This is a genomic window from Gordonia pseudamarae, from assembly GCF_025273675.1.
GTDB lineage: Bacteria > Actinomycetota > Actinomycetes > Mycobacteriales > Mycobacteriaceae > Gordonia > Gordonia pseudamarae.
In genome coordinates this window covers 2909402-2924470 of sequence record NZ_CP045809.1, presented here as the reverse complement: position 1 = coordinate 2924470, position 15069 = coordinate 2909402, and the positions used below count along the sequence as shown (strand labels likewise).

Below are 15069 nucleotides of genomic sequence, written 5' to 3'. Positions count from 1 at the left end.
CCGCCCGGTACCGGGTCCGGCGCCGACGGTGTGGCTGACGGAATCCATCAGGTCGTCGAGTCGCCGACCGAGCAGGTGGCCGAGGTGCTCGCCGATCCGCTCGCGACGACGGTGGTGGATCCGGTGGCGATAGACCCCGCCCTGGCCGACCCCGAACTGGTTGCCGAGGTCGTCGCACCGCAACGCGACATCGTGACGGCCGAAGGCGATGCGCTGCTGCAGGTGCGGGACCTGACCGTGGAGTTCGGTGGCCTGGCGGCACTGAGCGATGTCTCGTTCGACATCCGGCGGGGCGAGATTCTGGGTCTGATCGGGCCGAACGGGGCGGGAAAGACGACCTGCTTCAACGCGATCACCGGGGTGTACACACCCACCCGCGGTACCGTGTCGTTCGACGGAGAACCGCTCCGGAAGCTCAAGCGGCACAAAATCACCCGCAAAGGCATCGCGCGCACGTTCCAGAACGTGCGGCTGTGGGGCGAGATGACGGCGCTGGAGAACGTGTGCGTGGGCACCGACGCCCGGCACAAGACGTCGGTATGGGGGGCGACGTTCCGCACCCCCCGGCACTACCGGGAGGAACGCGACGCCGTCGACCGCGGCATGGCGCTGCTGGAGTTCGTGGGGATCGCCGCGCGGGCCACGGAGAAGGCCGCCAACCTGCCCTACGGCGACCAGCGCCGCCTGGAGATCGCGCGGGCGTTGGCCACCGAACCGAAACTGCTGTGCCTGGACGAGCCGGCGGCCGGATTCAACCCCAGTGAGAAGTCGGCACTGATGGGATTGATCAAGAAGATCCGCGACGACGGGTACACCGTGCTGCTGATCGAACACGACATGCGTCTGGTGATGGGAGTGACCGACCGCATCGTCGTCCTCGAATTCGGCCGCAAGATCGCCGAGGGCACACCGCGTGAGGTCCGAGACAATCCGGCGGTGATCGCCGCCTACCTGGGAGTGCCCGATGACGAAATCGTTTGATGCCGGATCCCGAGAGGCGGTACCCGGTGATGATGGGACACCCGGCGGTCCCGGGCCGAAGGCGCCGGTGCTGGAGTTGCGCGATGTGGTGATCCACTACGGGCGGATCAAAGCGCTGCACGGGATCTCGCTGAGCGTGCAGGCCGGTGAACTGGTCACTCTGCTCGGCGCCAACGGCGCGGGCAAATCGACCACCATGCGTGGCATTTCGGGGCTCAACAAACCCACCGAGGGGTCGATCCGCTTCAACGGCGAGGACATCACGACACTCAAGCCGCACGAGCGGGTGGCCCGCGGCATCATCCAGGTGCCCGAGGGGCGCCGGATCTTCCCCGGCATGACGGTGCTGGAGAACCTCGACATGGGTTGCTACGGAAGGAAGTTCGAATCCAAAGCGGCTTACGCCGAGGCGCTCGACGAGGTCTTCGGGTTGTTCCCGCGCCTGGGCGAACGCCAGAAGCAGTACGGCGGAACGATGTCCGGCGGCGAGCAGCAGATGCTGGCCATCGGCCGCGCCCTGATGGCCCGGCCCAGCCTGCTGCTCCTGGATGAGCCGTCGATGGGGCTGGCGCCCATGGTGATTCGGCAGATCTTCGAGATCATCGCGAAGATCAACGCCACCGGTACCACGATTCTGCTCGTCGAGCAGAACGCGCAGCAGGCGCTCAGTCGCTCCACGCGCGGCTACATCCTGGAGACCGGGTCGATCACCAAGGAGGGCCCGGGCCGGGAACTGCTGCACGACGACGCCGTCCGGGAGGCCTATCTGGGCGTGGCGTAGGGTCTGTCGGCACGGCGGGTCAATCACAAAGTCTCCCAGTAAGTCACCGCTTTCGGCATCGGTGGTGCGGGTCCAACGGCCCTGCATCACGGTGCGGCCGGTGAGCACACTGAGAAGTGCGTAACCCGCCCTCATCAGGAGACGACGATGACCATCACCACACGTGAGAACCACACAGTTCAACCGCTTGCCGCCCTCGGCGCGTTCATCGCGATGATCGGTTTCTCCGCGGCACCGTTCGCGGTGACCGCATTGGCATTCGGCGAACCGGCGACGGCGTGGATCGCCGCGGCCATCGCGGTGGCCGGTCTTCTCGTCGGCGGTGTGCTCATCACCAGGACCACCCGCGCGGTGCATCATCTCGCGCTGATCCCCGACGTCACCGACGAGGAGGCTGCGCAGTACCGCAGACTGCATCCGCACCCGGCGGTCTGATCCCGCCGTACGGCACACCACAGACCACCACGAGCGCAGCCCGTCGGAGACACCGTCCCGGCGGGCTGCTGTGTATCTGGCCCGGCCCACACGTCCTAGACTGGTCCGGGTGAGTCCCGCCAAGAGTGCCGCACCCGCCCAGAGTTCGTCCGCCCGCACCGCGTCGGGCAAACCGGTTCTGATGCTGCTCGACGGCCATTCGCTGGCCTACCGGGCGTTTTTCGCGCTGCCCGCGGAAAATTTCACGACCAACACAGGGCAGACCACCAACGCGGTGTACGGCTTCACCTCGATGCTCATCAACCTGCTGCGCGACGAACAACCCACCCACGTCGCGGCTGCCTTCGACGTATCCCGCAAGACCTTCCGTTCGGAACTGTTTCCCGAATACAAGGCGCAGCGGGCCAAGTCGCCGGAGGAGTTCGGCGGGCAGGTCGAACTCACCAAAGAGGTGCTCGGTGCGCTGGGGATCCCGGTGATGGCGATCGAGGGCTATGAGGCCGACGACATCATCGCCACGCTCGCCACGCAGGCCGCCGAACGCGGTTTCGACGTTCTCGTCGTGACCGGCGACCGGGATTCGCTGCAACTGGTCGACGACTCGGTGACCGTCCTCTACCCGAAGCGAGGGGTGTCGGAGTTGACCCGGTTCACCCCCGAAGAGGTGGAGAAGAAGTACGGCGTCACCCCCGCCCAGTACCCCGACATCGCGGCGTTGCGCGGCGACAACAGCGACAACCTGCCCGGCGTGCCCGGCGTCGGTGACAAGACCGCCGCCAAATGGATCCGCCAGTACGGCTCGCTGACAGCGCTCGTCGACCACGTCGACGAGATCAAGGGCAAGGTGGGTGACTCGCTGCGCGCCAACCTCGCCTCGGTGCAGACCAACCGGCATCTCACACAGCTGGTGCGCGACATGCAATTGCCCGCCGGCCCCGACGAACTGGCGCTGGTCGGGTGGGATCGTGAACGCATCCACACCCTGTTCGACGAGCTGGAGTTCCGGGTGTTGCGCGACCGCCTGTTCAACACACTCGCGTCGGCGGAGCCGGAGGCCGAGGCCGGGTTCGACCTGGACGGATCGGTCCTGGGTGAGGGCGAGGTGGGTCCCTGGCTCGACGCGCACGCCCGCACCGGACGCACCGGCATCGCCGTGTCGGCGCCGCGCCGGGTCGTCGACGCAGACCCGTCCGGTATCGCCATCGCCGCCGCCGACGGCGCATCGGCGTATATCGCGATCCCCGCGATCGGGCAGGCCGACGAACAGGACCTGGCGCGGTGGCTCGTGGACGAGGACGCGCCCAAGGCCTGTCACGAGGCCAAGTGGGCGATCCACGCGCTGCGGGTGCGCGGCTGGACGTTGCGGGGGGTCACCAGCGACACCGCGCTCGCCGCCTACCTGGTACGCCCCGGTCAGCGCAGCTTCGAACTCGATGACCTGTCGTTGCGGTATCTGCGCCGCGAACTCAAGGCCGAGGGAACCGACGGTGACGGTCAGCTGACGTTGCTCGACGCCGATGGACTCGACGCCGACGGACAGGACGAGACCAAGGTATTCGAGCATCAGATGCTGCAGGCGCGGGCGGTGGCCGAACTGGCCGACGCGCTCGACACCGAGTTGGACCAGATCGATTCACGGTCGCTGCTCACCGACATGGAGCTGCCGCTCACCGTTGTCCTGGCGGATCTGGAGTCGGCGGGAATCGCGGTGGACACCAAGCATTTCCAGGAACTCGAGCAGCAATTCGCCGATCGGGTCCGGGCCGCCGCGGACGCGGCCTACGAGGTGATCGGGGAACAGATCAATCTGGGTTCGCCCAAGCAGTTGCAGACGGTGCTGTTCGACAAGCTCGACATGCCCAAGACCAAGAAGACCAAGACCGGCTACACCACCGACGCCGACGCCCTGCAGAGTTTGTTCGAGAAGACCGAACATCCGTTCCTGGCGCACCTGCTCGAGCATCGTGACGCCACCCGGCTGCGGGTCACGGTCGAGGGTCTGCTCAAGTCGGTGGCCGACGACGACCGCATTCACACCACCTTCAATCAGACGGTCGCGGCCACCGGACGGTTGTCCTCGACCGACCCGAACCTGCAGAACATCCCGGTGCGCACCGAGGCCGGTCGGCAGATCCGGCACGGTTTCGTGGTCGGGCCCAACGCCCGCGGCACCGAGTTCGAGACCCTGATGACGGCCGACTACAGCCAGATCGAGATGCGGATCATGGCGCACCTGTCGGGCGACGAGGGTCTGATCGAGGCCTTCAACACGGGTGAGGACCTGCACAACTTCGTCGGTTCGCGGGCGTTCGGCGTGCCGATCGACGAGGTGACCACCGAGATGCGGCACCGGGTCAAGGCCATGTCGTACGGACTCGCGTACGGCTTGAGCGCCTTCGGTCTCGCCGCGCAGCTCAAGATCAGCAGGGACGAGGCCAAGGCCCAGATGGACCAGTACTTCGCCCGGTTCGGCGGGGTTCGCGACTATCTGCGGCATGTGGTCGAGGAGGCCCGCACCAACGAGTACACCGCGACGTTGTTCGGTCGCCGACGGTATCTGCCCGACCTCAACAGCGACAACTGGCAGCGCAGGCAGTCGGCCGAACGGATGGCGCTCAACGCGCCCATCCAGGGCACCGCCGCCGACATCATCAAGGTCGCCATGATCAACGTCCATAAACGTCTTGCCGCAGAAGGTTTGTCGTCGCGAATGCTGTTGCAGGTACACGACGAACTGGTGGTGGAGGTGGCTGCCGGGGAACGCGACGCCGTGGAGACGCTGGTGCGTGAGGAGATGGGTTCGGCGATCACCCTGTCGGTGCCACTGGAGGTGTCTGTCGGTTTCGGCAGGTCCTGGGACGACGCGGCCCACTGATGGCCATCGTTGAATCATCCTTGGGTACAGCGTCTTCCGACGGCGGTCTGCAGATCGGAGTGATGAACGGTGACGGCATCGGCCCGGAAATCGTGCCCGCGGCCGTCGCTGTCGCCGACGCGGCGGCCGCGCGCGCCGGAATCCGGATCGACTGGGTGGAACTGCCTTTCGGCGCCCGGGCCATCGAATCCCACGGCACGCCGATCCCGGACGAGACACTCGAGGCACTGTCCGGGCTCGACCTGTGGGTGCTCGGCCCGCATGACTCGGCCGCCTACCCGGCAGGTTTCGCCGCCGACCTCACCCCGGGCGGGGTGATCCGCAAGCGATTCGACCTGTTCGCCAACCTGCGTCCCGCACGGGCGCTGCCCGGCGTCGCCGCCACCGCCCCCGGCATCGACGTGCTGATCGCCCGGGAGAATTCCGAGGGTCTGTACGCCGACCGCAACATGGCCGTGGGCAGCGGCGAGTTCATGCCCACCCCCGACGTCGCGCTGTCGGTGGGGGTGATCACGCGGGCGGCGACCGAACGGATCGCCGCCGAGGCGTTCCGGGCAGCACGCGGCCGTTCGGGACATGTGACGATCGTGCACAAGGCCAACGTGCTGCGGCTGACCACCGGCCTGTTCCGTGATGTGTGTCGTGAGGTGGCCGTCCGGTACCCGGACGTGCGGGTCGACGACTTCCATGTCGACGCGATGGCCGCGATGCTGGTACGCCGGCCGGAGCAGTTCGATGTGGTGGTCACGGAGAATCTGTTCGGCGACATCCTGTCGGATCTGGCCGGTGAACTCGCCGGTTCACTGGGTATCGCGGCGTCGGTGAACTGTTCGTCGAGCCGGGCGATGGCGCAGGCGGCGCATGGGGCGGCCCCCGACATCGCCGGGCAGGGGATCGCCAACCCCGTAGCGATCATCGGGTCCACCGCGATGCTGCTGCGGTGGTACGCCGATCGCACCGGCCGGGCCGATGTGCGCGCGGCCGCCGACCGGATCGACACCGCGGTGGCGACGACGCTGGCGGCCGGGGTGTGCACCCGGGACCTCGGAGGGGTGGCGACGACCGCGGGATTCACCGAACGGGTGCTCGCCGACATCGCGACCTCGTAGGTCTCGCGATTACCGCCACCGTGGTCGTCGGATGGCCGGCGGCCAGGACGTGGGCCCGCCGGATCGCGCCGCGCGCGTTCAGGCGATAGGGCGGCGGGCCGAGTACTCCGCCGACGTAGTGTTGAGTGTAGGCTGCCCTTACTATGCTGTTGCCTGTAGTGCGGTCCACCGCACGTGCCGTCCGTCGGCCGACCGCGGTCCTGGCCGGAGTGCTCACCGCTCTGCTCACCCTGTCGGTGTTCGTCTCCTCACCCGCCACGGCCGACCCCCGCAGCGACGCCGCACCCCGAAACCATGCCGTGCCCGGAAGCGATGACGGACGGCTGCACTCGCTCACCCACATCGGCGACAACCTGTGGCAGGCCACCGCGTATTCGGCGGCGATGGACGCCGAGATTCCGCTGAGTATCATCCGGCCGGCGGGCACCCCCGCCGGTGCGCCCACGTTTTATCTGCTCAACGGTGCCGGCGGCGGCGAGGACGGGGCCAACTGGCTGGCCCAGACCGACATCCTGAAGCTCTTCGCCGACAAGCGGGTCAACGTGGTCATCCCGCAGAAGGGCATCGGCACCTACTACACCGACTGGATCCGCCGAGACCCGGTGATCGGGCAGCCGATGTGGCAGACATTCCTGACCCGGGAACTGCCGCGCGCGGTCAACACCTCCCTGCGCACCAACGGCGTCAATGCCATCGGCGGCATGTCGATGTCGGCCACTTCCGTGCTGAATCTGGCGATCGCCGCGCCCGCGCTGTATCAGGGTGTGGCCGCCTACAGCGGTTGCGCGCGCACCAGCACCCTCGACGGATACTCGGCGGTACGCGGCACCGTGTACATGGCCAACAAGGCCAACACCGACAACATGTGGGGGCCGTTCGGATCACCGCTGTGGACGAAGTACGACCCGTATGTCAACGCGCACAAGCTACGTGGCCTGTCGCTGTACCTGTCCAGTGGCACGGGGACGGCCGGGCGGTACGACAAGCCGGGTTTGCAGGCGCCGGGTGCGCCCTCGCTCGGCGAACAGGTGGTGGTCGGCGGCTTACTGGAGGCGGCGGCGCACAACTGCACCTCGGCGATGGCCGCCAGACTCAGGCAGTTGGGGATTCCGGCGACCGTCCATCTCTCGGACAGCGGCACCCACTCGTGGCGTTACTGGCAGGACGAATTGCACCGGTCGTGGCCCACTGTCGCCGCGGCTCTGCGTCGCTGAGTGGTGATGGTGATGAGTACACGCCGTGCCGGTGATGACACCCGACCCACAATGTCCGGTTCAGGATTTATGTACGAAGATCATGCTGGCGCAGGAGATGTCACCGCGGCGCAGATCTGGCGGGCGGTGGCCGCCCGGCGCGCGGACGAGATCGCGGTGCGCACACCGGACGAATCGGTGACCTTCTGCGGTGCGCTGACCGTCGCCGACAGACGAGCGGGTCTGATCGCGGCGGCGGTACCCGAGAGATCCCGGCCGGTCGCGATCGATGTCGAGTCCGATGTGGATTCGGTGTTGTCCGTGCTCGCCGTCCTCTGTTCGGGACATCCGGTGATCGTCCTAGATCCGTTCCTGCCCGAGGCCCGGCGTGAGCGCATCCTCGCGCTGTCGGGCGCCCACCTGCTCACCGCCGACGACCTGCGTGCCCCGCTACTCCAGAACGACACAGCACCCCCGAACGACACAGCATCCCCGAACAACACAGGTCACCCGGAACACACAGGTCACCCGGAACACACAGGTCACCCGGAAGACACAGATCACCCGGACAGCACCGGGATCGAACTACCGGTGGACATCGGGCCCGATGACCCCGCCACGCTCATCTTCACCTCCGGTTCCACCGGCGAACCCAAAGGTGTCGTCCACGCGCAGCGCTTCTGGGTCAATCAGGCCACCGACGGCCGCGTGTTCCTGGGTCTGGGACCCGACGACAGCGCGGCGACACTGCTGCCGCTGAGCTTCGGCGCCGGATTCGACTGCGTGATGATGACCTTGCTGAACGGGGCGCGGCTGCTGTTGTGGGACGTGCGCCGGCGAGGTGTCGACGGTCTGCGCGACTGGCTCGACGAGCAACAGGCCACCACGGTGCACTGCACCCCCTCGCTGCTGCGGTCCTGGCTGCCCGACGCCCGCGCGGACACATCCGCGGACCAGGCCGATCCGGGCGCGATGCGCGCCGTCGACTCCGTGCGGTTGCTGACGACCTGTGGTGAACCGGTGCACAGCGGCGACGTCGACCGAGTACGCGCCCATCTCATGCCCGGCGGCGTGTTCTGCAGTTGGTCGGGGTCCTCGGAGACCGGAAATCTGGCGTTCAACCGTTTGCCCGCGAACCGCGCCCATCCTCCGGGTGTCATCGCGGTGGGCACCCCCGCTTCGGACAAGCATGTGCGGATCGTCGGCGAGGACGGCGCTGATCTGCCCGCCGGGTCCGCGGGGGAGGTGGTCATCGAATCGGCTCACATCGCCCTCGGCTACCACGGCGCACCCGAACTCACCGCCGCCCGGTTCACCGACCTCGGTGCCGGACGACGGCGCTACCGAACCGGTGACCTGGGCAGGTTAGACGACGAGGGGCGGCTGCATCTGCTCGGCCGTAAGGACGACGCGGTCAAGATCCGGGGCTATCTCGTCGAGCCGATCGAGGTGGAGGTGGCCATCCGGGCACTGCCGTGGACGGCGGATGCGGTGGTGACCGCCGACCGCTCGGCACACACGCTCGTCGCCCACGTGGCCGTCGATCCCGACCTGTGGTCGCCGTCGCCGGCCGAGATTCGTACCGAAATGTCGAAGACGGTGCCGCCCTGGATGATTCCCCGCGATGTGGTGGTGCTGGCCGAACTGCCGCGCAACGAACGAGGCAAGGTCGACAGGGCCGCACTGCCGCCGCCGCCCGAGCGTGTGCCTGAGCCGGTGCGCGGGCTGACCGAGGCCGATCTGGCCAACCTGTGGCAGGAGATCCTGGCCCTCGACGTGGTCGGCCGCAACGAGGATTTCGTGGCCCTCGGCGGTGACTCGCTGGCGGCGGCCACTATGCTGCGGCGGGTCGCCGATCGCTGGCTGGTCGAGATCGCCACCGCGGATTTCGCCGCCGAACCGACGATCGCGGCACTGGGCGCGCTCCTGGACGCCGCCAGCGAGACCCGCGCCCGCACCGAAGGCGTCGGATCGATCACCCGCCTGCGTTCGGGCACGGGACGTCCGCTGTTCATCGCGGCGGGTGCGGGCAGTCCGGCGGCCGGGCTGCTGCCGCTGGTTCGTGAGCTCGCCGGGGACTATCCGGTGTACGGGCTGCAGGCGCACGGACTCGAGCGCCGAGGCCGGGCCGACCGGTCCATCCGGGCCGCGGCCCGGCGGGCGGTGCGCGACATCCTGGCCGTGGAGCCCGCCGGACCCTATCGGCTGTGCGGCTATTCCTATGGCGGCTTCGTCATGCTTGAGGCGGCCACGATCCTTGCCGGGCGCGGCGCCGAGTGTGAATCAGTGGTACTGCTGGACCCGATCTTCGAACCCGAACTCCTCGCACGGGTGACCGGCGGGGCGGTCGATCCGGCCGCTACGGCCCCGGAGCGGGAGGCGCTGCCGGACCGCACCGGTACGGGCGAGGCCGACCGCGAGCCGCCGGGACCGCGTGAACGGGTGTCGATCCTGTGGAACCGGGCGCTCATGAGTGCGCTGGTGGCCACCGCTGGTCTCGTGCGCCTGCCGACGGCCGTGCAGTGGACGGTGTTCTGGGACCTGGGCAGGCAGCAGATCAAGCGTCACAGGCCCGCCGTGTACCCGGGTTCTGCGGTGGTGGTGATGGCCGACGCCAACTCCGGTGACGCCGCCACCTGGGACCGGCTGGTGGCCGGTGGGCCGATCGTGGTGCGGGTATCGGGAGACCATCATTCGATGCTGCGCCCGCCATTGGTGCGCGAAACCGCGAAGGTACTCGCCGAGGCCGTCGCGACCGGACACGAGGGTGCCCGGGGAGAGGACACACAGGGGGAGGACTCGGTATGAGCAGAACGGTGATCGCGGTGGTCACCGCGTTCGAACCGAGCACGGAGATCATCGACGTGATCGACCGTGTGATCGGGCAGGTCGACTCGGTGATCGTCGTCGACGACGGATCGCCGTCGCTGCTCGCCGGCGCCGACGATCGGGTCCGCACCATCCTCGACACCCTCGCCGGCCGGGGCGCGACGGTCATCGAGAGTCCGGAGAACAGCGGCATCGCACACGCGCTGAACGCGGGTGTGCGCCGAGCGCTCGATCGCGGTGCCGATGCGGTGCTGACCCTCGACCAGGACACGTTGATCGAATCGGACTACATCGAGAAGGTGCTCGCGCATCTCGCGCTCGCCGACTCGCTCGCGGTGCGGCCGGCGATGGCCTCGCCGAGCCTGATCAACGACGACGTGGCGCCGTTCTGGTTCGCGGAGCGGGGTTTGACACTGGCATTCGAACCGATCCAGTCCGGACTCGTCATCACCCGCGAAACCTTTGACGAGGTAGGACTTTTCGAGGATGAGCTGTTTATCGACTGCGTCGAGACCGAGTTCTATCTGCGGGCGCGGGCGCACGGTGCGCACGCGCTGATCGTGCCGGGCACGCGGATAGCGCACAAGCTCGGAAAGTCGGTGGTGTGGACGCCGCCCCGGTTGCTGCGACCGCTGTTGCGCGGGCCCGGCAGCACACCGGCGCCGTTGGAGTTCTCGGTGGATGCGCCGTTCCGGCACTACTACATCGCCCGGAACCGCCTGGTCCTGTATCGCCGCTACTGGCGCACCGAACCATTGTGGTGTGTGGTGTCGGTGGCAAAGGACATGCTCAGCCGCGGTCGGGCGATGCTGATCGGTGATGCCCGACGGTCCCGGATCTATCTGTCGCTGTCCGGGGTGTGGGCCGCGCTGGGCGGGCAGACGGGCCGGGTTCCCGAGCGCACGCTGCGGCGGGCGGCGCGTCTGTGAGCCGGCGTCCGGCGGGCCCGCCGGCGGTCGAGCGTCGGTCGCGACGGAACCGGGGTATACCGGTCCTGGTGTCGGTGGTGATCCCGGTGCACAACGGTGTCGATGTGATCGATGAACAGTTGGCGGCACTCGCTGCGCAGACCTACCGACACCCCTTCGAGGTGGTCGTCGCAGACAACGGTTCGACCGACGGGCTGCGCGCTCATCTCGACGATCACCCGCTGGCCGGCAGGTTGCGGCTGCGCCGGGTGGATGCCTCGGGCATCGCCGGTGCGTCGTACGCGCGCAATATCGGGGTGGACGCGGCCGACGGGGACTTCATCGCCTTCTGCGACGGTGACGACCGCGTCTACCCGCAGTGGCTCGACGAGTTGACCGCTGTCGCCGCGTACAGCGATGCGGTCGGGGGAGCGGTTGAGATCCATTCGCTCAATTCGTCGGCGGTGCAGAGCTGGCGGCAGATGCTGCCGCCGGAGGTGCCGTACGAGATCCCCGGGTTCCTGCGGGTCTCGCCCACCTGCAATCTGGGGGTCTGGAAGGACAGCTTCGGTAAGGTCGGCGGTTTCGACATCTCCTACAACCGCGGCGGTGAGGATGCCGATCTGGCGATCCGGGTGCAGCTGGCCGGCGGCGTGCTGGGTCACGCGCCCAAGGCGCTGGTCGCCTATCGTCTGCGCGAGACCCTGCGCGGTATCTGGGATCAGTCGGTGATGTGCGGAGAAGGTGATGTGCGGCTGTACGCGGACTACCGGCACTACGGGATGCCGCGGCGCAAATGGTATGCCACGGTCGACGTGGTGCTGTACGTGATCATCCGCAACCCGCTGCTGCCGACGGTCCTCACACGGGTGCCCACCGGCCGTTGGCTCTTTCAGGCGGGCAACCTGCTGGGCCGGATCAAGGGCAGCATCGCGCACCGCTGCTACTACGTGTGACCGGATGCCGCGCGCGGGCGGGGCGGCCGGTCGGTTCGCGTCCCCGTTCAGGGTTGAATTCAGTTCAGGGTTGAGGCCTTCCGGTACCCGGCCAGTGTGGGGCCGGTGAAGACGATCAGCAGCGCCGCCGACCACAGCAGCGTCAGGACCAGTGGCCGCAGCACCTCACCCTCGGTCGCCAGGGCACGGATGGTGTCGATGGTGCAGCTCATCGGCTGATACTCGACGATGGGCCGCAACCATGACGGGTAGGCATCGGCGGGCACGAATCCGGTGTTGAAGAACATCGCCAGCTGTGTGCCCACCGCTGTCCATTCGACGATGTGCGAATCGCGGCTCAACAACGCCAGTGCGGTGACCATCATCGAGAACGACAGTCCGAACGTCAGTGCCACCGCGATGATCGCGACGAATCCCACGGGGCCGCTGTGGATCCGGAAGCCGACAGCGGTACCCATCAGCAGGACGGCACTCACGGTGATGACGATGCGGACCGATTCGGCGATCAGTCGGCCAAGCATCGCCGACGCCCGGTGTGCCGGGAGCGTCCACATTTTGCTGAGCAGGCCGGTGCTCTGTTCGCGGCGCAGACCCAGACCGCTGATCGAGGCCCCGCTCATCGCGCCGACCAGCGCCACCATCGGGACCATCCCGAACGCGCTGGAGACGCCCGAGTGCGCGCTGACCGAACGATCGAGCACCAGCCAGAACAGCAGCACCATCAGCGCCGGAAACAACAACGACTGCAGGAGTGTGACCGGGTCGCGGGACCACTTGACGAGGATGCGCCGAGCCTGGATCACCGCACCATGCCACAGTGCGCGCGCGGTCGGTTCGGCGGTCCAGGCGTCGCGTTCGGGGAAGCTCAGTGCCGAGGTGTCGGCGATGACGTCGGTCAGCTCACCGCCCGGGTCGGCGGTTCCGGCGTCCCCGGGGGCCGGCTGTGCGCCGCTCACAGGTAGGTCCGTCGGCGGGTCTGGATGTGGTGGGACCACACGACGAACACGGCGCCGAGCGCGCCCAGCCAGATCAGGGCGGGTACGGCCGTATGCAGGGTGGGCACTCCGTCGGCCAGTTCACGCATGGTGGAGGAGAAATGGGACACCGGCTGGTTGCGGGCGAACGGCCGGGCCCACTCGGGGAACCCGGATTCGGGGGCGAAACCGGTGGACACGAGCCCGAGTACCAGCTGTGGCAGCACCAGCAGCTGGGAGGTGGATTCGGCGTTCTTGGCGGTCATTCCCAGGCAGTCGGCCCCGATAGCCAGCACCAGTCCCACGAGCATGCTGAAGGCGATGAACATGATCGTGTCGAGCGCGTCGCCGTTGAACGAGAATCCGAGTAGCGTCCCGAAGGTCAGGGCGGCGGCGATGGACACCACCGCGCGGATCGCCGAGGTGCTCATGCGGGCGGACAGGGGGACCAGCGGGTGCACCGGCATTGCCGCCAGCCGCCGCGTCATACCCCGCATCTTGTCGAGGGTGGCCCGCTGCGCGGCCGCGACAGCGGTGAATGCGACGGCCTGCAGGACGATGATCGGCATGATGAACTGCGCGTAGTCGATACCCTGGCCGGCCATGATCAGCCGCAGCGGCAGGTAGAAGCCCAGGGCGAACACCAGCGGCATGATGATCGCGACGAGGAACTCGCCCTGCGACCATGCCGAGCGCAGCGCCCGGGCGGTCATGGCACGCAACTGCCGCCAGAACGGCCCGCTGTTTTCCCAGGCGCTTGGGTCGGCCCGGTCGGGCCAACCCAAGCGTTCACCGCTGACCGCGGTGGCCGTGGAGCGGACGATCACCGGCTACCGCCGGTGTGCGGGTCTGCGGTCAGGGTGAGGAACACGTCGTCCAGCGATGGGCTGCGCAGGCCCACGTCGAGCAGTTCGATCCTGGCCTCGCGTGCGATATCGATCACCTGTCCCATGGTGTCGACGCGGTCGGGTGCGGTGAGGGTGACCGTGCCCGTGTCGCTGACGGTGCACCGGTGATCGGTGCCGAACCGGGCGACCAGCAGATCGCGCAGAGCCGGTGCGCCGGACGCGTCGGCCGGCACGGCCTCGCAGTAGGTGCCGCCCACCTTCTCCTTGAGCTCGGCGGCGGTGCCCTCGGCGACGATTCGGCCGTGGTCGATCACGATGATGTTGTCGGCGAGTTGGTCGGCCTCGTCGAGGTACTGGGTGGTCAGCAGGGTGGTGATGCCGTCATTGCGCAGCGCCGCCACGAGCGACCACACCGCCTGACGGCTGCGCGGATCGAGGCCGGTCGTGGGTTCGTCGAGAAACACGACCTCGGGTTTCACGACGAGACCGCAGGCGATGTCGAGGCGCCGGCGCATACCGCCGGAGTAGGTGTCCACCGGCCGCCGGCCCGCGGCCACCAGTCCGAACCTGTCGAGCAGATAGTCGGCGCGCGTCTGCGCGCTCTGCCGGCGCAGTCCCTGCATCCGGCCGAAGAAGATGAGGTTGTCGCGGCCGCCGAGGGTCTCGTCCAGCGCGGCGTACTGGCCGGTCATCGAGATCGATGCCCGCACCCCCGCGGCATCGGAGAGCAGATCGTGACCCGCGATGACGGCGGTACCCGAATCCGGGGTGATCAACGTGCCCAACGTCGAGACGAGGGTGGACTTGCCCGCCCCATTGGGACCGAGAATGCCCAGGATGGCACCGCGGGCCACGTCGAAGGTGATATCGCGCAGTGCGGTGACCTCACCGAACGACTTGGTCAAACCCACGACCCGCACCGCGGGTTGCTCCCCCGCGTCCTCGGGAGGGCGGACGGCGACAGTCATCACACCTCGTCTTTCCATTGAGCCGGCGGCCGTGCGGGAGGCGAACGGGGTCGCGATCGCGCCGCGCGGAGCATGTATCATGTACAGCTATGCTTTAGGTTAGCCTGTGCTAAAACAGGCCATCCGATGCCCCTAGAGGTCGCCGACCGACCACTGTAACCGAACATCCTCCACTCCTGTTGGGAAAAGCTGGACTACGTTGACGCGCAATG

The 15069-nt window shown here is 67.9% G+C and carries 12 protein-coding genes; 9 read left to right on the top strand and 3 right to left on the bottom strand.

Annotation, left to right across the window (positions count from 1 at the left end; translation table 11 throughout):
• The first annotated feature begins 42 nt into the window (after nt 1-42).
• The 9 genes from GII31_RS12825 (at nt 43) to GII31_RS12785 (ending at nt 12067) form a co-directional block, all read left to right on the top strand.
• Nucleotides 43-981 carry an ABC transporter ATP-binding protein gene (locus GII31_RS12825; protein ID WP_407649976.1) on the top strand — a complete coding sequence of 313 codons (939 nt, stop codon included), beginning with the start codon at nt 43-45 and terminating at the stop codon, nt 979-981.
• Complete coding sequence (locus GII31_RS12820; RefSeq protein WP_246221860.1) at nt 965-1762, top strand: ABC transporter ATP-binding protein; 798 nt, start codon at nt 965-967, stop codon at nt 1760-1762. The genes GII31_RS12825 and GII31_RS12820 overlap by 17 nt, the downstream gene beginning before the upstream one ends.
• A 147-nt stretch (nt 1763-1909) precedes the next feature.
• Nucleotides 1910-2197 carry a hypothetical protein gene (locus tag GII31_RS12815; RefSeq protein WP_213243581.1) on the top strand — a complete coding sequence of 96 codons (288 nt, stop codon included), beginning with the start codon at nt 1910-1912 and terminating at the stop codon, nt 2195-2197.
• A 109-nt stretch (nt 2198-2306) separates the two neighbouring features.
• Nucleotides 2307-5072: a DNA polymerase I gene (polA, locus tag GII31_RS12810; RefSeq protein ID WP_213243579.1), complete on the top strand. Its 2766-nt coding sequence runs from the start codon at nt 2307-2309 to the stop codon at nt 5070-5072.
• Complete coding sequence (locus GII31_RS12805) at nt 5072-6181, top strand: isocitrate/isopropylmalate dehydrogenase family protein (protein WP_407649814.1); 1110 nt, start codon at nt 5072-5074, stop codon at nt 6179-6181. The genes polA and GII31_RS12805 overlap by 1 nt, the downstream gene beginning before the upstream one ends.
• A 143-nt stretch (nt 6182-6324) precedes the next feature.
• On the top strand, nt 6325-7395 hold the full coding sequence (locus tag GII31_RS12800; protein WP_213243577.1) for an alpha/beta hydrolase: 1071 nt from the start codon (nt 6325-6327) through the stop codon (nt 7393-7395).
• A gap of 69 nt (nt 7396-7464) precedes the next feature.
• Complete coding sequence (locus GII31_RS12795) at nt 7465-10182, top strand: AMP-binding protein (protein ID WP_213243575.1); 2718 nt, start codon at nt 7465-7467, stop codon at nt 10180-10182.
• Nucleotides 10179-11132 (top strand): glycosyltransferase, encoded by a 954-nt coding sequence (locus tag GII31_RS12790; protein ID WP_246221859.1) that lies wholly within the window; start codon nt 10179-10181, stop codon nt 11130-11132. Before GII31_RS12795 ends, GII31_RS12790 begins: the two co-directional genes overlap by 4 nt.
• Nucleotides 11133-11200: 68 nt before the next feature.
• Nucleotides 11201-12067, top strand: a complete 867-nt coding sequence (locus GII31_RS12785) for a glycosyltransferase (RefSeq protein ID WP_246221858.1) — start codon at nt 11201-11203, stop codon at nt 12065-12067.
• Between the two features lie 59 nt (nt 12068-12126).
• Here GII31_RS12785 and GII31_RS12780 read toward each other — a convergent pair whose 3' ends face one another.
• Genes GII31_RS12780 through GII31_RS12770 form a run of 3 tightly spaced genes read right to left on the bottom strand, consistent with a single transcriptional unit; the run spans nt 12127 to nt 14857 of the window.
• Entirely contained in the window at nt 12127-13023 is an 897-nt protein-coding gene (locus GII31_RS12780) for an ABC transporter permease (RefSeq protein ID WP_246221857.1), read from the bottom strand.
• Nucleotides 13020-13868: an ABC transporter permease gene (locus GII31_RS12775; RefSeq protein WP_246221856.1), complete on the bottom strand. Its 849-nt coding sequence runs from the start codon at nt 13866-13868 to the stop codon at nt 13020-13022. The genes GII31_RS12780 and GII31_RS12775 overlap by 4 nt, the downstream gene beginning before the upstream one ends.
• Nucleotides 13865-14857, bottom strand: coding sequence for an ATP-binding cassette domain-containing protein (locus GII31_RS12770; RefSeq protein WP_213243573.1), 993 nt, complete (start codon nt 14855-14857; stop codon nt 13865-13867). Before GII31_RS12770 ends, GII31_RS12775 begins: the two co-directional genes overlap by 4 nt.
• Nucleotides 14858-15069 lie beyond the last annotated feature (212 nt).